Consider the following 25,668-nt stretch of genomic DNA (forward strand, 5'->3'; position numbering starts at 1 on the left):
GTCTGCAATTATTTTCGAGCAGACATTAATGAAGAGGTGAGGATATGACTCATAAAAAGAAAAGTGTATCGTCTGCTTTACTCAGGTCTGCGGCACTGGTAATTACGCCCGTCATAGCCGCATGGGTACTGCCGGGACTGCACAACAGGTCAGTCAAGGCAGACGCCGAACCTGTAAGCTTCAGTCAGGCTGAATACAACGTATCAGACAGCGGAATAAAAAGTGTCCTCAACGAGGGACTTATACTGTCGGAAGGCTATGGAGTAACTCCCGAAACAGCCGACGATAAAACAGATACAGACCTGATAAGTCCGCTGGATATGACTGCGGAAAATGCAGGTGAAAAGCCCTACCCGACCGAATGGGGCGGCGGCGGAAGCATTATACGCACTACCTATGGGATATACAGCGGAAATACTTACTTCGACCTTGAAAAATGCGGACAGGTGAACAACAAGACCGATATCCCGAATGAAACTCTGCTGAACGAAAGCAGATGCCTGCCGAATTTCACCATTAAGGATACGGATGAACCTCAGGTTCTTATATATCATACTCACACCACTGAAAGCTTTGAACCTTTCGTCCGTGATGAGTACGATGCAGGATTCAACTACAGAACCACCGATCCCACTAAAAACGTAGTAATGGTCGGAGATGCAATACAGGCAGAACTCGAAGCACAGGGCATAGGCGTTATACACATAAGGACCATCCACGATTATCCCTCGTATAACGGTTCATATGCAAGAAGCAGGGAAACTATTGTACCCATACTTGAACAGTACCCCGATATAAAAGTCGCACTTGATATACACCGTGATGCTGTTGCAGGCGAGGGTATCTCCTATCAGCCGTATATAGAAGCTGACGGCAGAGAAGCGGCTCAGGTCATGATAATATCGGGCTGCGATGACGGTACTCTCGGTATGCCCGAGTATATGAAGAATTTCCACTTTGCATGCAGCCTCCAGCAGAAAATGGAAAGCGACCACCCGGGACTCACCCGTCCCATACTCTTCGATTACCGCCACTATAATCAGGATCTTACCACAGGCAGCCTTCTCATCGAAGTAGGTTCCCACTGCAATACCCTCGATCAGGTACAGTATGCGGGACAGCTTGTGGGACGTTCACTGGCTGAACTGCTTTTATCTATAAAGGAGAAATAATGACAAGGAAGAAAAAAACGGCAGCCAGGTTGATCATAGTCTACCTTGTGCTGACCGTCGGATGTAAAATGTTTATCGATTCATGTACTAATTCCCACAACAGGCTGTCATCCGAGAAGATAACCCCTGCATATTTCTCTTCCGATAAGGGAAATATGACCTTTGAAGTCCTCGGCAGCAGGTTGGAATTAAATTATCCACACATATCAACGGAAAGCCATTCTTATCTTACGGCTTACCTTCTTCTCCCTGATGAGATACGTTCGGGTATACTCTTATACTCAGACCTTAGAGCCTGAACGGTCGGGATATCTGTATAAAGCATGCATATCATCGTAAAAGCTGTTCAGCTCGCCCGAATATACAAGTGTAGCTCCCGGAAACTTTCGGAAATCATCGGGTTTATAAAGGCAGAAGGGCTTTTCAAGCGGTATGCCTATCTTATCCATAGTGTATGCCACAAACTGCGAACAGACGAAACTTTTCTTGCGGTTCCACTCGATATTCAGGTAAACTGCAAGAAGTCCGAGGACATTATATGAATAGATATTCCTGTTATCTGAAAAATGGCGTATGATGCGGTCGTATTCCTTTTTCTGTTCTCCGGTAACCGATATCCTGTATATCTCGCATGGTATAAAATCGTATTTACCGAGAGTGCCTTTGCCGACTATTTCCTTATTGAATGTTGCAGGAAGCGGAAAAGGCTGATATGTACGGCAGAAACTGTACATTTCAGAAAGACTTACATCGCCTGATAGTGAAACATGGTTATAGGGCTTCTTGGTTATAAAGCGGAAGAACCTTGCAGGTCTTGTGCCTGTCTGAGCGACGATCAGGTAAATGTATTCCTCCAAAATGTCACCTCCAGTATAATGTTTTTTTCGACTTGTTAATGTCAGCAATATCTACGCTGTCTCAGTAATTATCGCTAAAACCTCTGTAAGGGTGTGAAAAGAAATTCTTCTATTAATTATAACATAAACTATTGCAAATTACAAGGGTTTTTGATATAATTATATGGTAGACTATACTTACATATATGCGCCTGTAGCTCAGGGGATAGAGCAGCGGCCTCCGACGCCGCGTGCGCTGGTTCGATTCCAGTCAGGCGTACCAGCACAGAGTCTGTGCCCGCGACCACGTTGTCGCTCGCAAAGCTCGCTTACCGTTATCGGGAATGATAGTTGTACATCGCTTATGGCACTGTCATCTATTTAGTACAGATAACACAGAAACGCCCGACAGTTTTACCGTCGGGCTCAAATTATAATGCTCGTGTCTCGCTCACTATGTACGAAACTGTCCGTCTGCTTTCGCTTACGGTACTGTCATCAATGCATTTTTACGGTTCAGAATTTCTGGACCGTTTTTTATGTCAGGAAAAAGCAGCGTAAAGCGAGTGTAATATATGAATGCATTCAAAGGGGTGAAACGGTGACAGACAAAGAGTTAAGAAAGATAATGGCGGAGTCTCCCGAAGAAGGGAGGCGGATGCTGTTTGATGAATACTGCGGATATGTTTACGCTATATGCGCCAACAAGCTGAAAAACTGCGGTACAAAAGAGGACATGGAAGAATGTCTCAGCGATACCTTTGCGGCGGCATTCCGCTATCTTGACCGCTGCAAGGACGTGGAAGGAGACCTCAGAGGAATAGTCGGCACTATAGCAAAACGTACTGCAATAAGCTGCTTCAGGCGGCTTTCCCCGAAAAGTGATACAACAGTCTCCATTGATTCCGACAGCTTCGGTGAGATTGCTTCCGATAACAGTGTTGAAGAATCTGCGGAGAGATCACTTCTCAACGAAACAGTGCTCAACATCATCAACAGTCTCGGAGAGCCAGACTCTGCTATCATCGTTTACTTCTATTATTACGGTATGAAAACCAGACAAATCGCTTCGATCTTAAAAATGAGCGATACTGCCGTACTGAAAAGGCTGAGCAGATCGCGGAAAAAGCTTAAAAAGCTGCTGAGTGAGGCAGGTATAACAGAGGAGGGATATACATGAGATTTGATGATCTTTTCAATGATATCGATAATAATACAGCATACAGACTCTCTGAGAAATATCCCGTCCTGAAAGACGACCGGAAAGAGAGGTTATATGCTATGAGTAAAAGAAAGTATGATATGAATGATGTGTTCGGTGATAAACTTAACGATGTATCGGGAGTTGAAAAATACCGCAGACCAAAATGGTACAAGAGTGCAAGCATTGCCGCTGCTGCCGTACTACTTGTTGGCGGAATAGGCGGAAGTATGGCATTTATAAGCCGTAACGCCAATGTTCCCTCAACTGAGGTAGAGGAGATCGTTCCCGAGACTACAGAAGCAGAAGAAGTTACAGAGGAATCCACCGAAGCAGAGGAAGTTGATGCAGATGCTATTGCAAAAGAACTTACAGATGCCTGGATGGAGTGTCTATTTGATATTCTCGGAAGAACTCTTGAAGTTGACCGTTCATCGATTGTTACTAAAACAATTACCACATCTGACGGTGAAGATGAATTCACGAGAGACTTTTATCGTGTTACCGATCCAAGATACCCAACATGGGAGGATCTGGAAAAATACTGTTACGAGATCTGTGATGCAGAACTTGGAAAAACAGTCCTTGATGCTTGTGCCTGCGCAAAAGAAGAGGATATTGATTACAGCACTTTTATCTATACTACAGATGAAGGGTATTACGTCAATACAAAGACTTGTGATATAGGCGATAAACTGTATAAATGGCTTGATGATGAAGTAAAGGGCGAATTTGATGAAAACGGCAATATAATTACAACACGAAGCATCATAGATTTAGATATTGATCCCGATCATCCTTTTAAAACAAAGTTTACTATCACAAATACAGCGGACGGCTGGCGCATAAGCAAGGTTGATGAAGAGTTCTACGGCATACCTGAAAACGATAATTACGAGGAAAACATTCAATAAACTAAAAATGGGACTGCCGCAAAGCAGTCCCGATTTTTATATCATTAATTACGCATTTATCAAGCCATGCCTGCTGTGATGATAGCCATTTTGTAAACTTCGTCAGCGTTGCATCCTCTTGAAAGGTCGTTGATAGGAGCGTTGAGTCCCTGAAGGATAGGACCGTATGCCTCGTATCCGCCAAGTCTCTGAGCTATCTTGTAGCCGATGTTACCAGCCTCGATAAGTGGGAAGATGAATGTATTAGCCTGTCCTGCAACCTTTGAATCAGGACACTTTGTCTTTGCAACTTCTGCGGAAACAGCTGCGTCGAACTGGAACTCGCCGTCGATAACGAGATCAGGATCGATGTTTCTTGCCTCGATAACAGCATCGTGGCTGAGCTGTACTGTGCCGCCCTTGCCTGAGCCGTATGTTGAGAAGCTGAGAACTGCTACCTTAGGATCGATGCCGAAGAAAGCAGCTGTCTTTGCAGTCTCAACAGCAACCTCTGCAAGCTTTCTTGCACCTGTGAGAACAACATTGCCCTCCTTGTCAACTGTATCCTCATAACTGAGGTTGATAGCACAGTCGCCCATAGCTATCTTTTCTTCCTTGCCGTCCTTCTCTCTGAAGAGGATGAAGGATGAGCTTACAAGGTTAGAACCCTTCTTTGTCTTGATTATCTGAAGTGCAGGTCTTACTGTATCAGCAGTTGAATATGTAGCACCGCCGAGAAGAGCGTCTGCCTTTCCTGCCTTTACGAGCATTGTGCCGAAGTAGTTTGATTTAGCAAGTGCAGCACGGCACTCATCCTCAGTCATCTTGCCCTTTCTGAGCTCGAACATCTGAGCTACGAGTGAATCCATTTCGGGATATGATGCAGGATCAACTATCTCTGCTCCGTCTATAGAGAAACCGCCCTTTGCAGCAGCTGCCTTTACTTCATCGGGATTACCGCAGAGGATAACTCCCATAAGATCCTCCTTAAGGAGTCTGTCAGTAGCTGAAAGGATTCTTGCGTCGCTGCCTTCTGTGAAAACGATAGTCTTTTTGCTTGCCTTAAGATTGGCGATAAGCTTGTCGAACATGCCCATTTGGTGTGACCTCCAATAGTTTATTTTGGTATACCGTCATGAATACTGAAAAACAGTATACGAATTAAGTACAACATTTATTATAGCACACCTTTAATTATTTTTCAATACCCAATTTGTACAACGCCTTCACTCAGCGGACGAACTCGTTTTACAGGCTGATTATGTACGGGGGACGTTCTTTATCCGTCCCCTCCTGTTTCAACGTTCTCCCACAGCATCGACAGGATCAACGTATCTGCCGTTATGCATTACCTCGAAATGAAGATGCGAAGGTTCAGAGCTTTCTATATCCGCTGTATTTCCGATAACTCCGAGAAGGTCGCCGCTGGTGACCATATCCCCTTTCTGCACGGAAAGGTCATCCGCAAGACTGCAATACCTTGTTATAAAGCCATTATTGTGGTCTATTACTACTGTAACTCCCCAGAGCGGATCGTTATCTACTGCGGTAACGCATCCATTGGAAACTGCATAGACCTCGCTGCCGACATCTGCCGAGAGGTCAACTCCGTTATGAGTCTGCCACGAACCTGTGGTCTCGTTTTTCACAAGTTCGCTTCCGCTGAATCCGTTTATTACTCCGCTCATGTCCGAAAGCGGAGCTTTTACGTTCTCCATGCGTGTGACCATACCATTCAGCTCGGGCGGAGTGACTGCAGCTGCTTCCTCCGCAACCTGACGCTGGGGAATAACTTCTATTGCCGCCGCAGGGACAGTCGCTGAAGGCGGCGGTGCAGCGATACCTGCTGTCAGCGTAGGATAGACTGTGGTGACTGCTGTAGTGTGCCTTACAGGAGGCAGAGTAGCCTTTGGCAGACCTGTTACACGTCTGTTTACTGCTTCATTTTCCTCGGTTATGATATTCTGCGAAAGAAAGTCCTGTGAGAGCTTTTCGCCCTGATCGTATGCGTAATAACATGAAGCTCCTATCATTACTGCACTGATGCCCAGTGCGGCGTAAAATCCTTTAGAGCCCTTGTGTTTATCTGAAAACAGATTTTTCTTCATGTATAACACCTCCGAAAATAGTGTTGACAGAACTCCGTAAAATATACGCATTTTCAGAAACGATAAGTTTTTAATGTTTATCGATAAATAATTATCGTTGATTTTGCACAACAGACAGCATCAAAACGATAATCTTTTATATGCAAACATACAATAATTATCGTAAAACGATAAATTTCTATTGACAAACGTAATAGGACGTGGTATTATAGAATCACCGAAGGGAACAAAAACGTTCCCGCCGATCAGATCTGAAAAGAATAAAACACCACGACCATTTATAAAGGAGAATTATTATGAAAAACCCAACAGTAAAAAAGATCAACACATTAGGTACAGTTGCATTCGTTATCGACATCCTCGTTATCATAGGACTTATCGCCGGAATCGTAGGCTCTCTGCTTGCAGGCGTCACATTCCTTTCGCTCCCCGATAACGCACTCGATATCAAAGGAAACTTTTCATCCGTTATAACCGTTGACGAAAGCAATTTCGGAAGCTTTGCAAAGAGCATGTTCGATTCAGGCGACTCAGAGTTAGTTAATATCCCCGAAGAAAACATCGATATCAAAAATGCAGGCTTTGACATGGGCTATAAGGTAGAAAAGGTAGAAAAGACAGATAACGGTTACGCTTACACTATAAACGGCGAGATCAACCAGATAAACGGTGCTCTCTTCAAAGCGTCCGTTGGTTCAAGCTTCTTCATTCTTGCTCTTATGTGCGCTCTTCTTCTCATCCCTGCTTTCTTCGGCAAGAAGCTCACAAAGGCTCTCTCTAAGTGCGATTCACCTTTCCATGAGGAAGTTATCAAGGCTATGAAGCACTTCGCTTTCTCACTTATCCCATTCGGCGTTGCATGTCTCTTCACTAACGGTGTCGGCCTTCTCTCTGTACTTGCTATACTCATAATCATACTCTTCATATTCGTATTCAGCTACGGCGCACAGCTTCAGAAGGAATCCGATGAAACACTTTGATCCGATAAATTTCAGGAGGTATTATCATGAACACAGAACGTAAAGCTATTTCAGAAAAAGAATTTGTAAAGACCTGCAAAGAATACAAGACTATGGGCACTATCGTAAAAGTGATCGCTGTCATAATAACAGTTTTGTCAGGTGTATCCGTGATCGGAGAGGCTGTATCACACAACATCGAAGGTATATTCAGTTCACTCTTAAGCGGTACCGTTGCCCTTACACTATGGATAGTATTCAACTTTATGTGTCAGTTCTTCAAAAGGCTTTCACAGGAAAGAACACCTTTCACATTCGATGCAGCCGATAAACTCAAAGGCGCATCAAAAGCACTTCTCGCCGGCGCACTTGTATATATTATATTAGTCGTACTCAATATAGTTTTCTGCCCCGAAACAGAGCGTACTTTTGATCTCAGTTTCCCTGTATATATAGTACTTTGTTATGGACTTTTCCGCATACTCGCTTACACCTTTGATTACGGCGCACAGCTTCAGAAGGAATCCGATGAAACACTGTAAGGAGGTAAAAAATGTCGATAGTATTAAGACTTGACCGCGTTATGGCGGACAGAAAAATGAGCCTCAACGAACTAAGCGAGCATGTCGGCGTAAGCAACGTTAACCTCTCAAAACTGAAAACGGGAAAGGTAAGCGCTATACGTTTCACCACTCTGTGCGCTATCTGCAAAACCCTGAACTGTCAGCCGGGAGACATCCTCGAGTACGTTGATGACGGTAATGATGAATAACTCAATAGCAGGAAACGCCTTCCGCGTAACTTGCCTGCACACACTTTCTTTATAAATGATCGTGGGGACCTTTCTTAAAGAGGTCCCCACGATCGTTATGTTTTTATTTCAGTTTTCAATAAAGCGCTGTACCGAATAATACCTTGTCAAAGAAATCCTTTGTTGTTTCGCTTCCGAGTGCTTTTTTGAACACGTCTGTGGAAACTCCGCCTTTTTCTACAAGGTTATCACAGTATTCCTGAGTTATAGCAAGCTTGGCAGCTTTTTCCTCGTCGGAAAGAAGAGGAAGGTCCTTGGCAGTCTCCATATAACAGCGTATAGCATCGCAGAACATCTTGTCAACTCTCTCGTCCTTGTCACGCTTTGCAGCCTTGTGAAGAACAACTGTCAGGTATTCGTCATACCATGCAGGTTCTGTTGTTAGATCCTCGAGGTCATTGCAGCTTTCCTCAAATTTTTTTATAGATTCGAGAACTGCCGTATATTCGGGAGATGTTTTATCAGGTGTAAGATCATAGAATTCCGCATATGCCTTGCGGTTTCCGAACATGTACATGAAGTCCATTGAAAGCATGGGCATATCCTTTTTGAAAGGTGTTATGATATAGGATACCATCTGCATAAATCCCATATTGACCTTCATTACGGAAAGATTTCCGATATCCTCTATATCATACTGTGAAACATCAAACTTCATAGCACCGTACATGGTTATCTGTTTATACTCCCCTGCGTCAACAGGTGTCAGCTTTGCATACTCTGATAGGGTTTCCATACCTGCATCAAGGGTATTGTTCATGACCTTCATGTTCCTTGAAGCGTTAAAGCCTATGCATCCCGCAAGAACTGCAATAATTATAACTATCGTCAGCAGCACCTTCGGCCATTTTTTCTTCTTTTTAACTTCTGAATCTTTCATACGTTCTCTCCTTATTGTTGTTGAATACGTCCTTGGATCGTTAATCGCTGTCTGCTCAACTCACCGAAGACGGTTGTTGAGACCGCATTTATTATACCATTCTGATAACGGCATGTCAAGAAAAAAGTCCTCGCACTTTGAGAATTCACCCTGCCCTCCGATTGTTCGCATCCTATTTTCCTTCATGTTGTTTTTTCTCAGCCCGACCGGTAATGCCTTGGTTCATATAAATGGATATCTTGACAATTCATACGGTGTGCTGTATAATAGATAGTGATCGAAGTTATTCATCCTTAATATTCGGAAAGCAGGTGACCTACATGAGTGAAAACGGATTGCACAGCGGTCACCGCGAACGTCTCAGACAGCGGTATCTCGAAAGCGGCACAGAAAACCTCTGTGAACACGAGTTTCTTGAACTGCTGCTTTTTTATGCTTTGCCGCGTATAAATACCAACGAGATATCCCACCTTCTAACCGATCGTTTCGGAAGTCTCAAAAATGTACTTGATGCTCCTGTCGAACAGCTTACCGAAGTTAAAGGCATCGGAAAAACTGCGGCAGGTTTTCTTAAGCTGATGGGCGAGCTCAGAAAAGATTCGGGTTATTCAGGCAAGGACGCCCTTCATTTATCGACCTATGAGCTTGCTTCACAGTGGTTCCTTGATTATTTTAAGGGCAATAACTCCGAACTGTACCTCATAATAGGTACAACAAGCGGGATCCGACCTCAGGTACGCTTCTCATTTACTCCCGATATGATCAGGAATCATCAGCTTGATCTGAAAAGGATAGCCCTGATGCTGCTTAAAAGCGGTTCAGAAAGAATGTTCCTCGGTATAAATCACCCGTCGGACGACTTCTATCCGATCGAAAGGGATTATCTTATCACTCGTAACATTGCCGATGCTATTGAACCTATCGGTATATATCTGACCGATACCATGATATGTAAAGGGGAAAAGATCTTCTCTTTCCGTCAGAACGGTTCTTTTTCTTTCAGGGAGATGCGCTGATGAGTACAGAATTAGTTGAAACACTGCGGAAGCGGCTGGAATCAGGTGATTTTGACAGTCTGAGCGAAAGGGAACGAATGATACTGCTGCTCTCTTACTCGGAACACAGCAGCATCGAAGAAAAAGCCGACAGGTTACTCGAAACATACGGCAATATCAAATCAGCCTCAGATGCCGATCCCGAATTTCTCGCAAAAAACTGCAATGTCTCTATACAGACTGCCGTACTTATAAACCTTATCCCACAGATAGACAGATTCTGTGCTATCAACAGCAAAAACATCCTTCTGGATACCTATTCAAGGAGGAAGCAGTTCTTTGCATCGTATTACAAGGGAATAAGAAGAGAAAAACTGGTAGTTGCCGCACTGAACCGCCGCCGCAGACTTATAGCCGCAGCCGAAATAGCTGAAGGCAGCAGCACTGATGTTTCCTTTTCAAAACGTCTTATTGCGGAATTCGCCGTAAAAAACAATTCGGATACCATCATCCTGTCACATGTTCATCCTATGAGCAACTGTACCCCCTCACCTGAAGACATCCGTGCTACAGAATCTATCGTTGCGGCAATGAAGCATATCGATATAACTGTACTGGATCATATTATAGTCGGCGATGACGGAGATGCAGTTTCACTGAGAGAAACTATCGGTGCGAAGCTTTTCCGCTGAACTATACGGATAACGAGTCAGAATACTTCCGGATACAAACTGCGGTCATACCGATACAAAAATGCCAAAGAGGTGCTTTAATGAGTAATATTATCACAACAGAGCAGCTGAACAATACCGATGACAGCTTTTTAATCATAGATATCAGGGATGAGACCGCTTTTGAATACGGACATATCAACGGCGCTGTCAATATCCCTCAGGAGCGCATATTCTCCGAGGAACTGCCCCGTGACAAGAAGCTCGTGATATACTGCAAAAGCGGTATAATAAGCGGTGAAACTGCCGATAAGCTCTGCGAAATGGGCTACGATGCCTATGACCTTCAGGGCGGTTATGTGGACTGGCTGAGAAACATAATGGAAAACCGTCAGCTGACAGAACAGGTAGAGCTCTCACTCCGCAAGAAGTTCAAAAAGAGCATATGGTGCAAATTCACCAAGGCTATAAACGAATACGAACTCGTCCAGCCAAACGACAGGATCGCAGTCTGTATCTCAGGCGGAAAGGACTCTATGCTCATGGCAAAGCTCTTTCAGGAGCTGAAACGCCATGACAAGTTCCCCTTTGAAGTCGTATTCCTTGTGATGGATCCGGGATACAGTCCCGAAAACCGTCGGATAATCGAAAAAAATGCCGAATCCATGTCTATTCCGATAACGATTTTCGAGTCGGATATATTTGATTCGGTTTATAATATCGAGAAGAATCCCTGCTATATCTGTGCAAGAATGAGAAGAGGCTACCTCTATAACAAGGCAAAGGAGCTCGGTTGCAACAAGATAGCACTCGGTCATCATTTCGATGACGTTATAGAAACTATCCTCATGGGTATGCTTTACGGCGGACAGGTCCAGACCATGATGCCCAAGCTTCACAGTACCAACTTCGAGGGAATGGAGCTTATTCGTCCGCTGTATCTTGTGCGAGAGGATGAGATAAAGCACTGGAGAGACTACAACGGTCTGCACTTCATACAGTGCGCCTGCAAGTTCACCGATACATGCACCACTTGCGATCCCGACAGCAGATCCGTATCAAAGCGTCTTGAAATAAAGAACCTTATCGCAGAGATGAAGAAGGTCAACCCTCAGGTGGAAAAGAATATCTTCCGAAGCGTCGAGAACGTAAACTTAAGTACAGTCATCGCATACAAGGAAGGCGGAGTGGTTCACCGCTTCACCGATGACTACGACAGCAGGTCATGAAACATAAATAATTACAGCCTGACAGTTCATACCGAACGTGTCAGGCTGTTTGTTTTACTGTGCTGTTGTTGTTACCGCTGTAGTCGCTGTATCTGTCTGCGGTGCTGCGGATGCAGCTGTAGTTGCTGTACCTGCCTGAGCAGTTGTTGTTTCGTTGGGACGATTCTCGGGGGGAAGCTCCGCTGTAGGCGCAACGCCGTTCATACCGTAGCATTCCTGATAAGCAAGAAGTATGCTTCTTATCATATACTTCGAGTATTCACCGCCCTCGATAACGCCTGCAAATGCAACTTCGGGATCGTTTGCAGGTGCAAATCCGATAAATACCGAGTTCTGCTTGTTAAGGTCGTTGGCATCTGTCTGTGGAGTACCTGTCTTTATAGCTACGTCATATCCGAGTCCGTAGAGCGAATACGGTGCAGGGACGTTTCTTGCGGCATCCATCATACCGCCGATGATATAGTCATAAACGTAATCGTAGTTAAGGTCTATCTGTCCTGCAACCTCAGGCTCGGTCTTGCTTACAAGCTCGTTTGAACCATAGGTGTAGAGACTGTCCACAAGATAAGGCTTGTATCTTACGCCTCTGTTGGCAATTGTACATGCAACGTTTGCAAGCTGGAGCGGAGAGAATCCGCAGTCCTGGTTACCGATACCTGCCTGGATAACGTAACCGATGTACCACGGCTGACCTCGTTCCGCAAAGGTCTCGGGATTACAGAGGAATCCCTCTGCATCGCCTGTTTCGATGCCTGTATGTGAACCGAGTCCATAAAGCTTGGCATACTTTGTGATGTTATCGATTCCGAGAAGTCTTGATACCTCATAGAAGTAAACGTTACAGGATACCTCTATGGCACGTCTTGCGGATATCGCATTGTGATATCCCGTACACTTGTACCATGAGCCATAGAACTCGTAATCGGTATGACACACAAATGATGTTTCGCCATTTACTACGCCCTCATTGAGACCTGCTGTAGCAGTAATGGTCTTGAATGTAGAACCGGGGAGGTACTGTCCGAATGTACAACGGTTGAACATAGGAGCGTTTTCCTGCTTTATAAGTTCATCATAGTGTTCTGCGAAATCCTTGAGGTTATATGTGGGAGCTGTAGCCATTCCCTTTACTGCACCTGTTTTTGCATCAAGGACCACAAGTGCGCCCTTGTTTGCGGCATAGCCTTTATAGTAGGGACGCTCGGCAATGAAGTTATCGAGTATGCCCTGAAGCTTAAGCTGGAATGCTCCGTCAACAGTAAGCTTGACTGTCTGTCCCGGAACAGTTTCCTTCTTGGTCTTTATGTCAACTATCGAACCGTTGAGCATGGTGACTTCTTCGGTTCCGTTTTCACCACGGAGCTGTTTTTCCATAGCCTGTTCGATACCGCTCTTACCTACCTCGTCATTGAGAGCATAGCCCTGCTCTTTGAGTTCGGCGTATTCCTCGGCGTAGATAGGTCCCACTGTACCTATCTCGTGGGGAAGGATATCTCCGCGGACGATATAGCGCTCAGCCGCATCTACTGCCTCAACACCCTTGCAGAAGTTACTGAGTTCCTTCATATCGATGACGGTTGCCGAGTCTACATCCTTCGCAAGGATAAGGTCGTTGCTGTAGGAAAAGTCCTTTGCAAGCATCTCGTAACGCATACCTGCAATTATCCTCTGCTCCTCCTGAGAATACTCGTCGCTTATCTCGTAATCGGATATGAGCTTGTCTATACAGTTCTCGGCAGTAGCGTAAACGTTGAGGTTGAGCTTTTCAACTACCTCGGAAGCGTCCTCGACTGTGAACACGTATGGCCATTCCTTTGTTATGGGAAGGCTTTCCTCGAAGGGATGACCGTGCTCAGCAAGTGCAGAACTGAGCTTCAGCAGTATCTCGTTGCCTGTTTTCAGGTCCTCGGGGAAAAATGCGCGTTCAAGAACTATATCACATCTTGTATCATTTGCTATAATTACATTTCCGTTGAAATCAACTATCTCGCCTCGTGTGGATCTTACCTCACGCTCGAAGGTTACTGCATCCGAACCGAATTTTCTCGGATCCGCAATGTCTTCACCGCCGACTACCTGTATCTTCATAAGTCTCATTCCGCTCAGTACGCTGAGAGATATGACCATCAGTATCACTATTATCGACTTGATAGTATCCGAAACACTTTTCAATATGATACCTCCATTAAAACACCAATAACAGGGGACGCTCCGAAGCCGTCGGAAAGCCCCCTGTACCTTAATTCGTCTGTATCACTTCCTCAATGGTAAGGTGTACCTTCGGCATCAGGAAATGATTGATAAGCCTTGTGATGAGGTATATCACCACTGCGGCTATTACCGTATATACCCATACATGAAGAGTAACGCCTGTGAATATCCTTCCGACGTCCTCGTAATCCCAGATCTCATAGTAGAACTTGTAATCAAGCCAGCATTGCAGGAATGATACCGCCGCCGTCATTACAATATAGGTAATGAACCTCTGACGGAGATAAAGCTCGAATACAAGCGAAAAGCCGACGCAGAACACCGTCAGCAGCACCGCGTTATATCCGAAAAGCCTTCCGCAGGCTATATCCGTAAGGAAACCGCAGAATGCTCCCGTAAAAGCCGAACCCATGAGGTCGTTCTCCATAGCTATGCAGAGCGCGATCGGTACGAGAAGCACGGGTTTCAGCCACGTACCCGAGGTCATCAGTATAAACGATGCTATGATAAGGAAATAGTATATCAGCCAGCGGAAAAAGGTCTTGACGTGGAGGATCCTGCGCTCACGGGATGTTTTCAGCCTCATCTGAGTCCTCCTTTTCGCCGCTTTCCGTATTCTCTTCGCCGTATTCGTTGTTCTTGCCGCTGAAATCGGTTATTACTACTACCGAACCCAGACGTGTTATATCCGAACACGGCTCTATTTCAGCACAGGCTGAAAGTCCGTTGGTTTCATATCCAAGTGACTTTACCGAACCTATAGCATATCCCTTCGGGAAAAGTCCGCTGTTGCCCGATGTTACCATAAGGTCGCCTACACGAAGCTCGTTATCCATATCCAGGTGGATAAGCTTTGTATTGCCGTTTTCGGCAGTTGCAACAGTTCCCTCGATTATACCGTAATCGGCATTTGTAGAGGATGATACTGCCGCGATCGAAAGGTCGGGAGAAAGTATCGTTCTCACGGTAGATACATGCTCCGAAACATCTATCGTTATGCCCACAAGTCCCTCGGCAGTTACTACGGGACAGAATGGCTCTATACCCTCAGCCGAGCCCTTGTCGATGGTGAACGACTTGAAAGGATCGTTTGCTATATATCCCAGTACCTCAGCAGGCTGAGATATGATATAGTCGGGGTGCTGCTCCTTGATAACAACGAATTTACGCAGTTCCTCGACTTCCTCCTTAAGGTCGTCATACTCTGTAAGCTGTTTGTTGAGTTCACCTATCTGCGCCTTGAGCTTCTGGTTTTCCTCGTAATACTTATCAGCATTGCTGAGCTTGTCGGCAATACTCTCGATCTTCATACTGACGCTGTTCGATGCTATCCTGAAAGGCTTTGTAACGGTATTCACGAAGGAAGCCGCAGATACCGAATATCCGCCCTTTGTAACGGCATAGATCATTATTCCAACAAGCAGCGCAAGAAAACCAAGAAGCACCTTGAAACGGGCGCTTTTGAAGAATTCACGCATCAGAAGCCTCCTTAATAATACTTGACGTTATCTGTGAGAGCGTCCTGATAGTCGCTTATATTTTCAAGTATCTTACCTGTACCCTCTGCAACGCAGTCGAGAGGATACTCGGCGATATATACAGGCATACCTGTTTCACGTCCGATGAGACGGTCGAGACCGCGGAGAAGTGCTCCGCCGCCTGCAAGGGTGATGCCGTGGTCGATTATGTCAGCTGAAAGCTCGGGCGGAGTTTCCTCAAGAGTAGACTTGATAGCGTCTATTACCTGAGCAAGAGGTTCAACGAGAGCATCACGTATCTCAGCCGAATTGATGGTTATATTCTCGGGAAGGCCGTTAAGAAGGTTTCTTCCCTTTATTTCCATAGACTCCTCTTTTTCGCTCGGGAAAGCCGAACCGATCTCAAGCTTGATATTCTCTGCGGTACGCTCTCCGATAAGGAGGTTATACTTCTTCTTGATGTAATTGATAATGGAAGCATCGAATTTATCTCCCGCACATCTTACAGAACGTGCAGCAACTATGCCTCCCATAGAAATAACGGCAACCTCACTGGTACCGCCGCCGATATCGACTATCATGCTTCCTGCAGGCTCGTTGGTAGGAAGTCCCGCACCGATAGCAGCAGCCATTGGCTCTTCTATGATAAGAACGTTATTTGCTCCTGCCTTCTTGCAAGACTCTCTTACGGCACGGCGTTCTACGGCTGTAACGCCCGACGGGATACATATTATTACATTAGCCTTAGTGAATATAGTACCCTTAAGAGCCTTTCTTATAAATTCCTGAAGCATAGTCGTAGCAATATCGAAATCAGCGATAACACCGTCCTTGAGCGGACGGACAGCAACTATCGATCCCGGAGTACGTCCGATGACTTCTTTGGCTTCCATACCAACATATCTTGTTTTATCTGTTCTTGTATTAACGGCAACAACAGAGGGTTCTCTTATAATGATACCCTTTCCGCGCATATATACGAGAGTGTTGGCAGTTCCGAGGTCGATACCAATATCTTTAGTAAACATTTCAAGCTCCTTAATACTTCTTTATGTTCCGGATCATTTTTTTATCAGGTGGGTGCAGGCTGAACTATCCGCATCGGATACAGCGGAAAACATTTTTTCAGAACGCACCAATGTATATTATATCACCAATCGCCGATATAGACAATATTTTTAGGTGAGAAATTCTTCCACAGCCGAAATTTGTAAAAATACGGAAATGGCTGCGGTAAAAATATGTAAAAAACTGTCGAAAAAGACAGCATGTCTTTATCAGCCGCAGACCTTCGGAGCCGTTTTTACGTAAACAAACAGGCACAGAGCTATCATGATTATCTGTGCAACGCTTACTGTGAAGGTTATACCGAATGTCAGCTGGAGTACGTCCAGATTAAGGAATGTACCGGGCTCGAAAGAGAATCTCTTGCTGTAGCTGAGCCAGTTCAGAGCGGCAGCACCGTTAACACCGCTGCTGATAAGTCCGCCGATAACGATTCCCGAGATAACGAGGAATCCCATATAAAGTGTTTTTTTCATAAATATCTCCTATCTGCCCGAAGGCTGTTTTGTTCCTTATATTCCCGAAGAGCCGAAGCCTCCGCTGCCTCTTTCTGTCTCTGTGAGGCTGTCACTCACTTCTATGTCGGGGAAGAGCACTCTTGTGGGGATGAGCTGAGCGATACGCATCCCGTTTTCTACTGTAAACGGCTCTTTTCCGTTATTTATAAGCGGTATGAACCATGCCCCGCGGTAATCACTGTCAACGACTCCTACGCAGTTGGCAAGGGATATGCCGAACTTTGTTGAAAGTCCCGAACGGGGATATATCAGCAGAGCAACGTCATCTTCATCGGTCTCGGCGGTAAGTCCAGTAGGTATCATCCTGATATCCCCGGGCATAAGCACTTCGGGCTCGTCGAGACAGGCACATATATCCATACCTGCACTGCATTTCGTTGCACGGCTCGGTATAACTGCTTTTTCGTCCAGTTTCTTGAAGATGAGCTTCATAATACCTCCTGAAGTCCGCGGCTGTAGAGTCCCCTTGTGGGACGTCCCTCAGGTCTTTCGCCTCTGAGGGCAGCCATTGTCTGTTCTTTATCCTCTGTGCTGAGCCATACCGCCCTGAAATTCATGAAGTCCAGTTCTTCGGGCATATACAGCACATCGGGGTTAAGTATCTCTACATACTCCTTAGAGCATGCTACGGGGTAACGTCTGCCTGTACGGTCGACAAGCTGTCCCGTACATTTACTGCAACCCACCTCGTTCTGTATGGGACAGTTCCTTGTGAGCATCAGCGGAAGTCTTCCGTAGGTCACAGCTCCGAGGGGAAGTGATGTGCGAAACTCTCTTAACTGCCGCACTGTAAGCTCAAAGGATGCGATACAATCCTCCAGTCCGAGACTTTTCAGACGTTCTGCGCTGTAGCTGTTGAGCACATTCAGGGAGAAGCTGCCGTGGAGCTTCATTCCTGCCTTTTTTCCGAGAGCGATGCTGTCGGGAGTGTGACAAAGTATATGGGTGATACCCATACTGCTGAGCTGTTCAAGGCGTTTTGCAAGCTTGTCCTCATCGGTAATGAACCTCGGAGGTGATACCATGAGCTTATCCGCAGGGATATGGTCCATCAGCTCGGGAGTTATGAGCTTTTCAGGCAGCATTACAAACTCGGAAAGCTCCGCAGCAGCAAGCGCCTGTTCCCGTGTACGGCAGAAGGTACGCAGTCCCCCGACGCCTGTAGGACGTGTTTCATCCGTATGCGGACGATAGTCCGTGATGCTGTATACAGGAGTATTCCGCTGTATTACGGCATCCGTAAGCTTGTCAGCAAGTTCACGGCGCATTTCGTTGAGTCTGCCAGCAGGGACGAATATATCTCCGCTGATGTCAGCGTTAAGGCTTCTGAAGCGGAATACAGTGTCCCCGAGCTTTGAAAGCTGCTTTTCAAATGCAACAGCATCCGTCGGACGATTCTGCGCCTTATCGGGGATGTCACCAACGGCAGATACGGAAATATCTCCGCAGGATGCGCTTATCCTCAGCGGCTCGCCGCTTACGGCAGTTACAGAGAAGTCCACATCCCACACGGCACGTTCAAAACGATAGAGCTCGTGTATTTTCGGTATGAGAGTTCTGGCAGCAGTAACATCCTCTTTTTCCCTTACTCCGAACATTTCACGCCGCTCCCCCGTGAAATAGCCGTCCGTAAAGCCGCTTCGTGAGAATATACCTCTCAGGAGCTGCATATCGGGACGTTTACCTTCAAGGGCATTGTCAAGTTCGTGGACAGCTGCCGCAACATATTCGGGACGCTTCATACGTCCCTCTATTTTCAGGGAATCTACGCCTGTATCCACAAGCTGCTCTATGCGCGGAAGGAGCGAAAGGTCCTTAAGCGAAAGAGCGGCTTTATTCTTGTCGCCTGCGGCTGAAAAAGGAAGTCTGCAAGCCTGTCCGCAGCATCCTCTGTTAGCTGAACGAGCCCCCATCATTGCGGACATATAGCACTGTCCCGAGACCGACATACACAGTGCACCGTGTACGAAAACCTCGGTCTCAACATCAAGGCGGCATATCCTTTCCAGTGCTGACTTATCAAGTTCACGTGCAGGAACTACCCTGACATATCCCATATCTCTCAGAAGCTCCGAGCCTGCGGCAGTATGTACGGACATCTGCGTTGAAGCATGTATCACCGCATCGGGAACCGCCTGACGTATGATATCCGCAGCGCCCCAGTCCTGAACTATATAGCCGTCCACGCCCATAGATGAAGTGAGCTTTATGTAATTGCAGAAGCCCTCCGCCTCTGTATCGGAAATGAGGGTATTCACTGCAAGATACAGCTTTGCACCGTACTTATGGCAAAGACGTACAGCGTCGATGAGCTGATCGTCATCGAAATTCACTGCACTGCTTCTTGCGGAATAGCTTCTGCCGCCTGCATAGACTGCATCCGCACCTGCCCTGAGAGCGGCGGAGAGAGTCTCGGGACTTCCCGCAGGAGCGAGTATCTCGGGCTTTCTCATCCGATGCTGTCGCTGAGTTTTCTCAGCTTGACCATATTCTCAAGCTGATCTATCTTCGATCTGAGTACCTCTATCTCCTTCTGCGCGGCATCTCTTTCTATACGAGTCTTGCCTGCCTCGTTGACGTACTCCTTTGTCTGATTACGGATAGCATCAAGGCGCTGATTGGACTTGTTAAGGTCGTCCAGCAGGCTGAGTGCCACCATGATCGAAGCGCTGTAAGGTGATGAACCGCTTCCCGTATTCACAAGCTCGTTGATCCTTGTTTCAAGCGCTCTTGCAAGAGCGTAAACATATGTCGGAGACTCCGAGGTCTTGAGCTTGTACTCTTTTCCGCAGATCATTACTTTTACATCATTAAGCATTTCACATGTTCCTTTCTGATAGTTGTCATCCAACTGAGGAGAGTATCTCCTTCTCTATTTTTTCCCAGCTTTTCCCGTCACGGAGACCGCTGAGCAGTTCCCCGGCTATAGCTATCTTCATTTCATCGTCATAAATACTGCCAAGACCTTTTCTGTCCACAGTCTTTGCATTGATATCAAGCGGCTTTATGTGAGCGGTACTTGTGCCGAAAGCCTTTGAATGGAGTTCCTTCGATACTTCTCCGCTTGCCATAAGTTCCTCAACAACGCTTACGTTGTTAGCAAGATATGTATTCGCCGGAGAATTCTTCATATAATTCTTCATCTTCTCAGCGTTTATGCAGGAGCTTCTGATAAATGAAGCCGCATCATCGCCGTTATCGGTCTTAGGATTAACGAGAGTCCACATGCCGCCCCATATGTAAGGCGAAGGACCTTCCGTCATTGCCCAGCATCCCTCCGAACCTTCCGAAGCTCCGTCCAGTATAACGTATCCGCCCCATACAGGAGCGAAATATCCCATAGTCTTGCCTTCTGCACCGATTTGTCTCCACTCATCCGTCCACTGATAGTATTCTGCGACTCCGCCGCAGTTAATAAGGTGTCGCAGGTAATCATAGCAATCCTTTATGTGTGTTCCCACATTGAATTCGCCGTTGGAGTAATAGGGCACAGTCTGCATATCGTAGAACGCATTCAGTACGCCTCCGCAGGAATCGGCAAGTGCTATTCCGTGTTCCTTTGATAACTTCTCGGCAGTTGCTGTGAATTTATCCCAGTTACTTATAAGTTCCTGCATCTCTGCAGGTGTCTTTACTCCCAGATATTCGTCTGCAAGGTCTGCTCTGTAGGCAAATCCTCCGGGTGAAGCACCGAAAGCAAGTCCCTTAAGGACTCCGTCGCTGTTTGTTCCTACATCAATAGTGTAGTGGTACATATCGGAAAGCTCGCTGTCGGAAATACCAAGTGCCGAGATCGGCGCAGTTCTCTCGTCGTTGTCGATAAATTTGCGAGACCAGTTTTCCTCGCAGTAATAAACGTCAAGATCCTCGCCCGAAGCGAACAGCCGGTCATATTCTTCTGAAGCGTAAGAACCTGCTGTACCCATATTAACAAATTTTACCTTTGCTCCGCTCGGCGTCGTAAGGCCTTTTAAATCGTCATTGGCGGTGATCTTCATATCACCGTCAAGCCAGTTAGACAGAAGGAATGGCACATCGTCGCCGTTCCATGCCGCAACAGTAAAGGTATCACCGCCGTTCATTAGGGTATTCTTACCGCCCTGAGGCTGCTGATTTGATACCGTCGGCTGCACTGTCACAGGCTGAGGTTTGCCGCTGTCGCCGTACACAAGGTACTCCTCGAGAGTCATGGCATCACCTGTCACCGTGGAAAGGTACGAATAGTATCTGAGTATGTCGGATGCATCTGCGGCATCTATTTTACCGTCGCCGTTGATATCTCCGAATTTATTGGTATCGGCACCTGTATTGCCGAGTTTTACAGTATTTTCAACTGCATATACCGCTGTTCCTGCGATGCAGCCTGCAAGAGCTGCTGCTATGATCTTAGTATGTTTCATATTTTTTCATCCTTTCACATTATTAATAGTATCTCTTAAGACCTATCACCTTGCCGAGTATCTCGACCTCGTCAAGAATAATGGGATCCATCGTGTCATTTTCAGGCTGAAGACGATAATGACCTCTCTCCTTGTAGAAGGTCTTTACCGTAGCCTCCTCGCCGTCTATGAAAGCAACGACTATATCGCCATTTTCGGCATATGAGGTCCGCTCAACGACTACTATATCGCCGTCGAGGATACCTGCGTTTATCATACTTTCGCCTTTTACGCGAAGCGCGAACAGATCGTTCGGATCACATCCGGGAGCTTCAAACCCAAGATAACCCGTTATGTCCTGCACGGCCGTTATAGGCTGCCCTGCCGTTACTGTACCCATTATCGGTACAGATGCAGAGGTACTGTTGGGAAGTCTGAGTGAGCGGTTCATATTGCCGCTTTTCTCGATGAGTCCCTCGTTCACGAGTGCATTGATGTATCTGTGTGCTGTAGAAGTTGAATGGAAGTCCATTGCGTCCATGATCTCACGGACGGAGGGAGAAATACCTTCACCGAGGCGGCTCTTTATATAGTTAAAGACCTCGATCTCCTTATCCTTTAGCATATTAAGCCTCCTCCGAAAGCTTCTTCAGTATCATTTTAGCTATTTTGTAAGCGTCACCGCAGCCGAGAGTGATAACCAGGTCGCCCTCCTTTGCGTTTTCGCATATATAGTCGCATATCTGCTGGAAATTAGCGTACTTGCGCTCGTCGTCCCACTCCTTGGTCTCATCCTGCGGGAACCAGATGCAGTCCGGGATCTTTTCAGCAAGATGACGGGTGAATATACCGTAGGTGTTCTTTTCACGGCTTCCCATTATATCGGTCAGCACCGCATAGTCCGGTATCTTAAGCACTCTTGCGAAGTCGTCAAGAAGTATCTTGGTACGGCTGTAGGTAAATGGCTGGAAAACTGCCCATACCTTGCGGAAGTCCATTTCCATAGCTGCACGGAGTGTAGCTTCAAGCTCAGCAGGGTGATGAGCGTAGTCATCGACTACTGTTATGCCCTTCTCGAAACCGAGCTTCTCGAAACGGCGCTTGGCTCCGCGGAACTCTTCAAGTCCCTTCTGTATGCTTGCGAAGTCTATTCCAAGCTCACGGCAAGCTGCAACAGCCGCCATTGCGTTGAGAACATTGTGTATACCTGCAACGTGTATATCTATCTTACCAAGTGCCTCGCCCCTGCACATAGCCGTGAAGGAGGAGTGCAGTCCGTTTTCGTGCCTGATATCAGCCGGATAATAGTCGCAGTTGTCATCCTTGCCGAATGTGATGGTCTTATCCTCGTATCCTGCAACAGCCTTCATTGTATTTTCGTCCGAACCGTTTACTATAAGGCGCTTTGATACGTTGCCTGCAAAGGTGTGGAAGGACTTGATAACGTTTTCAAGTGTACCGAAATAATCAAGGTGGTCGGCGTCTACATTGAGGATAACGCCGATATCCGGGAAGAGTTTAAGGTAGTGGTCCTCGAATTCGCAGGACTCGCATACGAGTATGTCGCTCTTGCCTGCGATTCCGCTTCCGCCTATGCATGGAAGCTTGCCGCCGATATACGCGGAAAGGTCCACTCCGGCGGTATAGAGTATCTGTGTTATCATGGATGTAACGGTAGTCTTTCCGTGAGTACCCGAAACACATACCGCATTTTCATACCAGCTTGTTATTATACCCAGCAGGTCAGCACGTTCAAGTACGGGAACTCCGCTTGCTCTTGCTGCCATAAGTTCGGGGTTGTCAGCCATGATAGCTGCCGTGTGTACGATAAGATCGGCGCCCTCGATATTTTCAGCACGCTGACCGATGAATACGGGGATACCCATATTCCTTACAGCATCAAGTGTCTCGGTCTCGTTATTGTCAGAGCCTGTAAGATAATAGCCCTGACCGTGGAGTATCTGTGCAAGGGGATACATGCCCGAACCGCCGATACCTATAAAATGTATATGCTTTTTATCCTTTAATATATTTATATCCAAATATATCACCGATCCTTACTCAAACTTAGAAAGAGGAATACTATCCTCAAAAAAATGCTATTACCTTTATTATACTATATTGTTCCCCACATTTCAATAGTTAATTTGAATAAATACCGAAAAAAACGTTCTTCTCAGCAAGAAAAAGCTCCCATGATGACACATTTGATTTTCTGGGAACAAAATAAGGCCCCCGATGAACGGGAGCCTTTCGTTTGTACATTTATTATTTGTTTATCATTAATATCAGGAATCAAATCTCTTGCCTGCAAGAGAACCGCCATTCTTGTGCTTTTCAAGAAGTGTAAGGTCAGCACTGTTAACATATCCGTCGTTATTCATATCGAACATATAAAGTCCATATGATCTGCCGTGCCAGTATATGTTTGTAACGTCAGCCTTGAGAGAGCTTCCGCTTCTATAGATCATACCAGCTTCTACAGCTGTTCTCATCTCCCAGTAATCGCTGTCGTTTACCTGACCATCATAGTTCAGATCGCCAACAAGGAAAGGTCTTGTAAATTCTGTTGAAAACTTAGGAATATAGCTGCCTGTGCATGAAGCGCCGCATGAGAAAGCCTTAGGATTTGTTAAGAAATCATTTGTCTTAGCGAAAGTTGATACAGTAAATGCAATACCGCAGCCGGGCTTAGCCTTGCTTGGAGTGTATGTACCGCCGCAGCTCTCATACTGATCTCCTGCGCTGCCGCCGCCAACGTTTGTACCGCCTAAGTTACCGAGCTTTGCATAATTTCCATAGTATCTTCTCAGAACTGCGTAATTCCATGTGATCTTAGAGATCTGAGCATCACTGTTCTTTATAAGAAGAACAGATCTGTATGTATACTTATAACTTGCATCTGCTGCTGCATTAGCGTTAAGTGTTGTAGAAAGTGCAGAAACTGCGCAGAGAGCTGCTGCAGCGATAGCTGCTGTTGCCTTTTTAATGTTATTCATTTTACCATCATTCCTTACTATGATTGTTTCATTAGTTTTCTGAAATTTTTTCCATCGTTTTATGATTAGCGCTAATATGTAAATTATTATAACCCAATCCGAAATTCATTTTTCTATTTGTTGCATATGGTTAACATATTATTGTTTAAATTTCTGAAATTAGTGGTAATATTTTGTTTATTCCGCTAATTGACAAAACTAAAAAGTTATTATCATATAACAAAATCAACTGTAAACCGACGCCCGGACGTCAAAAAAGTCGTCACTTGTATTTTATAAAAATAAGGCCCCCGATGAACGGGAGCCTTTCGTTTGTACATTTTTTATTCAGTTCGATTCAGATCATGACTGGAATGGCTTGCCAGCGTTTGCATAACCATTTCTGTGTGTTCCGAGGAGCACGAGGTCGCTGTTGTTGACCTGACCATCGTTGTTGATATCATACTGATAACGTCCGAGGGTTCTGCCGTGCCATGAAACGTTAGTAAGATCAGACTTTACAGACCTGCCTGAAGCGTAGAGCTTACCAGCGTCAACAGCTGTCTTCATTTCCCAGTAGTCACTGTCATTTACCTGCTTATCGCCGTTGATATCACCAACCATGAATGGATCAAGGAAAGAAGTTGAAGGATAGTTTCTTGGAACAGAACCAGCGAAATCCATATTTATAACATATGAATTATAGTTGAAATCTGCTGCCTGAGCCTGTGTTGAGAGTGAGAATAATACTTCACCCTGATTTGAGAATGTTGCATTCGGGCCCCAGTTACCTGTGAAGATCTCATATCCGCCTGCATTGCTAAATGTACCGAAGAAACGTCCGGGACCGCTTAAAGAAAGAGGGCCTAAATCGTACTTATTCTTTACCTTATAAGTTAAGCTTATGCTATTGATCTTAATACCTGCATATGGAGCAGTATTTCTTGCTGCATATACGTGTCTGTATGTGTACTTGTATGCAGTTGCAGCATTAGCTGTGAGTGATGTAGAAAGTGCAGAAACTGCGCAGAGAGCTGCTGCAGCGATAGCTGCTGTTGCCTTTTTAATGTTATTCATTTTACCATCATTCCTTACTATGATTATTTCATTAGTTTTCTGAAATTTATTCCATCGTTTTATGATTAGCGCTAATCTGTAAATTATTATAACTCAATCCGAAATTCATTTTCTTATTTGTTGCATATGGTTAACACATTATTGTTTGAATTTCTGAAATTAGTGGTAATATTTTGTTTATTCCGCTAATTGACAAAACTAATGTAA

The 25,668-nt window shown here is 45.6% G+C and carries 27 protein-coding genes and 1 tRNA gene; 11 read left to right on the forward strand and 17 right to left on the reverse strand.

What is annotated here, in order from left to right:
* The first annotated feature begins 44 nt into the window (after positions 1–44).
* Positions 45–1,172, forward strand: a complete 1,128-nt coding sequence (spoIIP, locus tag BT127_RS13735; RefSeq protein WP_075425546.1) for a stage II sporulation protein P — start codon at positions 45–47, stop codon at positions 1,170–1,172.
* The gene (locus tag BT127_RS13740; RefSeq protein WP_075425547.1) at positions 1,172–1,471 is read left to right on the forward strand and encodes a hypothetical protein; all 300 of its coding nucleotides are present in this window, start codon (positions 1,172–1,174) and stop codon (positions 1,469–1,471) included. The genes spoIIP and BT127_RS13740 overlap by 1 nt, the downstream gene beginning before the upstream one ends.
* On the opposite strand, the gene BT127_RS13745 is transcribed toward BT127_RS13740, so the two are convergent.
* The gene (locus BT127_RS13745) at positions 1,454–2,029 is read right to left on the reverse strand and encodes a hypothetical protein (RefSeq protein ID WP_075425548.1); all 576 of its coding nucleotides are present in this window, start codon (positions 2,027–2,029) and stop codon (positions 1,454–1,456) included. The two genes, BT127_RS13740 and BT127_RS13745, sit on opposite strands and share 18 nt — an antisense overlap.
* Before the next feature lie 187 nt (positions 2,030–2,216).
* On the opposite strand from BT127_RS13745, the gene BT127_RS13750 reads away from it, so the two are divergent.
* From BT127_RS13750 to BT127_RS13760, 3 genes are all read left to right on the forward strand, one after another.
* A tRNA-Arg gene (locus BT127_RS13750) sits at positions 2,217–2,291 on the forward strand.
* 318 nt (positions 2,292–2,609) lie between these two features.
* Positions 2,610–3,188, forward strand: coding sequence for an RNA polymerase sigma factor (locus BT127_RS13755; protein ID WP_075425549.1), 579 nt, complete (start codon positions 2,610–2,612; stop codon positions 3,186–3,188).
* Positions 3,185–4,123, forward strand: coding sequence for a hypothetical protein (locus tag BT127_RS13760; protein WP_075425550.1), 939 nt, complete (start codon positions 3,185–3,187; stop codon positions 4,121–4,123). The genes BT127_RS13755 and BT127_RS13760 overlap by 4 nt, the downstream gene beginning before the upstream one ends.
* Before the next feature lie 59 nt (positions 4,124–4,182).
* On the opposite strand, the gene pta is transcribed toward BT127_RS13760, so the two are convergent.
* The gene (gene pta, locus BT127_RS13765; protein WP_075425551.1) at positions 4,183–5,199 is read right to left on the reverse strand and encodes a phosphate acetyltransferase; all 1,017 of its coding nucleotides are present in this window, start codon (positions 5,197–5,199) and stop codon (positions 4,183–4,185) included.
* A 201-nt stretch (positions 5,200–5,400) separates the two neighbouring features.
* Entirely contained in the window at positions 5,401–6,210 is an 810-nt protein-coding gene (locus tag BT127_RS13770; RefSeq protein WP_075425552.1) for a M23 family metallopeptidase, read from the reverse strand.
* Between the two features lie 296 nt (positions 6,211–6,506).
* On the opposite strand from BT127_RS13770, the gene BT127_RS13775 reads away from it, so the two are divergent.
* From BT127_RS13775 to BT127_RS13785, 3 genes are read left to right on the forward strand one after another with little or no spacing between them, the layout of a single operon-like run.
* A complete protein-coding gene (locus BT127_RS13775; protein WP_075425553.1) occupies positions 6,507–7,190 on the forward strand; it encodes a hypothetical protein in 684 nt (227 codons plus the stop codon).
* A 26-nt stretch (positions 7,191–7,216) separates the two neighbouring features.
* Positions 7,217–7,711, forward strand: coding sequence for a hypothetical protein (locus tag BT127_RS13780; protein ID WP_075425554.1), 495 nt, complete (start codon positions 7,217–7,219; stop codon positions 7,709–7,711).
* 11 nt (positions 7,712–7,722) lie between these two features.
* Complete coding sequence (locus BT127_RS13785; protein WP_075425555.1) at positions 7,723–7,941, forward strand: helix-turn-helix domain-containing protein; 219 nt, start codon at positions 7,723–7,725, stop codon at positions 7,939–7,941.
* A gap of 115 nt (positions 7,942–8,056) precedes the next feature.
* On the opposite strand, the gene BT127_RS13790 is transcribed toward BT127_RS13785, so the two are convergent.
* Entirely contained in the window at positions 8,057–8,860 is an 804-nt protein-coding gene (locus tag BT127_RS13790; RefSeq protein WP_075425556.1) for a hypothetical protein, read from the reverse strand.
* A gap of 320 nt (positions 8,861–9,180) precedes the next feature.
* Between BT127_RS13790 and BT127_RS13795 the strand changes: the two genes are divergently transcribed.
* From BT127_RS13795 to BT127_RS13805, 3 genes are all read left to right on the forward strand, one after another.
* On the forward strand, positions 9,181–9,876 hold the full coding sequence (locus BT127_RS13795; protein WP_075425557.1) for a JAB domain-containing protein: 696 nt from the start codon (positions 9,181–9,183) through the stop codon (positions 9,874–9,876).
* Entirely contained in the window at positions 9,876–10,547 is a 672-nt protein-coding gene (locus tag BT127_RS13800) for a JAB domain-containing protein (RefSeq protein ID WP_075425558.1), read from the forward strand. Before BT127_RS13795 ends, BT127_RS13800 begins: the two co-directional genes overlap by 1 nt.
* Before the next feature lie 80 nt (positions 10,548–10,627).
* Positions 10,628–11,755: a PP-loop family protein gene (locus tag BT127_RS13805; RefSeq protein ID WP_075425559.1), complete on the forward strand. Its 1,128-nt coding sequence runs from the start codon at positions 10,628–10,630 to the stop codon at positions 11,753–11,755.
* A 54-nt stretch (positions 11,756–11,809) separates the two neighbouring features.
* On the opposite strand, the gene BT127_RS13810 is transcribed toward BT127_RS13805, so the two are convergent.
* From BT127_RS13810 to BT127_RS13870, 13 genes are all read right to left on the reverse strand, one after another.
* A complete protein-coding gene (locus BT127_RS13810; protein ID WP_075425560.1) occupies positions 11,810–13,927 on the reverse strand; it encodes a penicillin-binding transpeptidase domain-containing protein in 2,118 nt (705 codons plus the stop codon).
* Positions 13,928–13,994: 67 nt separating this feature from the next.
* Positions 13,995–14,552, reverse strand: coding sequence for a hypothetical protein (locus BT127_RS13815; protein ID WP_075425561.1), 558 nt, complete (start codon positions 14,550–14,552; stop codon positions 13,995–13,997).
* Positions 14,530–15,444: a rod shape-determining protein MreC gene (mreC, locus tag BT127_RS13820; RefSeq protein WP_075425562.1), complete on the reverse strand. Its 915-nt coding sequence runs from the start codon at positions 15,442–15,444 to the stop codon at positions 14,530–14,532. The genes BT127_RS13815 and mreC overlap by 23 nt, the downstream gene beginning before the upstream one ends.
* Positions 15,445–15,455: 11 nt before the next feature.
* The gene (locus BT127_RS13825) at positions 15,456–16,472 is read right to left on the reverse strand and encodes a rod shape-determining protein (protein ID WP_075425563.1); all 1,017 of its coding nucleotides are present in this window, start codon (positions 16,470–16,472) and stop codon (positions 15,456–15,458) included.
* Positions 16,473–16,721: 249 nt separating this feature from the next.
* A complete protein-coding gene (locus BT127_RS13830) occupies positions 16,722–16,985 on the reverse strand; it encodes a DUF4321 domain-containing protein (protein ID WP_075425564.1) in 264 nt (87 codons plus the stop codon).
* Between the two features lie 36 nt (positions 16,986–17,021).
* Positions 17,022–17,459 (reverse strand): dUTP diphosphatase, encoded by a 438-nt coding sequence (dut, locus tag BT127_RS13835; protein ID WP_075425565.1) that lies wholly within the window; start codon positions 17,457–17,459, stop codon positions 17,022–17,024.
* On the reverse strand, positions 17,456–19,480 hold the full coding sequence (locus BT127_RS13840) for a U32 family peptidase (RefSeq protein ID WP_075425566.1): 2,025 nt from the start codon (positions 19,478–19,480) through the stop codon (positions 17,456–17,458). Before BT127_RS13840 ends, dut begins: the two co-directional genes overlap by 4 nt.
* Entirely contained in the window at positions 19,477–19,845 is a 369-nt protein-coding gene (locus tag BT127_RS13845) for a cell division protein ZapA (RefSeq protein ID WP_075425579.1), read from the reverse strand. The genes BT127_RS13840 and BT127_RS13845 overlap by 4 nt, the downstream gene beginning before the upstream one ends.
* A gap of 25 nt (positions 19,846–19,870) precedes the next feature.
* Positions 19,871–21,427: an extracellular solute-binding protein gene (locus BT127_RS13850; protein ID WP_075425567.1), complete on the reverse strand. Its 1,557-nt coding sequence runs from the start codon at positions 21,425–21,427 to the stop codon at positions 19,871–19,873.
* Between the two features lie 22 nt (positions 21,428–21,449).
* Positions 21,450–22,031, reverse strand: a complete 582-nt coding sequence (gene lexA, locus BT127_RS13855) for a transcriptional repressor LexA (RefSeq protein WP_075425568.1) — start codon at positions 22,029–22,031, stop codon at positions 21,450–21,452.
* 1 nt (position 22,032) lies between these two features.
* A complete protein-coding gene (murC, locus tag BT127_RS13860) occupies positions 22,033–23,448 on the reverse strand; it encodes a UDP-N-acetylmuramate--L-alanine ligase (protein WP_075425569.1) in 1,416 nt (471 codons plus the stop codon).
* Positions 23,449–23,694: 246 nt separating this feature from the next.
* Positions 23,695–24,405: a dockerin type I domain-containing protein gene (locus tag BT127_RS13865; protein ID WP_075425570.1), complete on the reverse strand. Its 711-nt coding sequence runs from the start codon at positions 24,403–24,405 to the stop codon at positions 23,695–23,697.
* Between the two features lie 342 nt (positions 24,406–24,747).
* On the reverse strand, positions 24,748–25,461 hold the full coding sequence (locus BT127_RS13870; RefSeq protein WP_075425571.1) for a hypothetical protein: 714 nt from the start codon (positions 25,459–25,461) through the stop codon (positions 24,748–24,750).
* Positions 25,462–25,668: the final 207 nt, after the last annotated feature.

It is taken from the genome of Ruminococcus sp. XPD3002, assembly GCA_900119535.1.
GTDB lineage: Bacteria > Bacillota > Clostridia > Oscillospirales > Ruminococcaceae > Ruminococcus > Ruminococcus flavefaciens_H.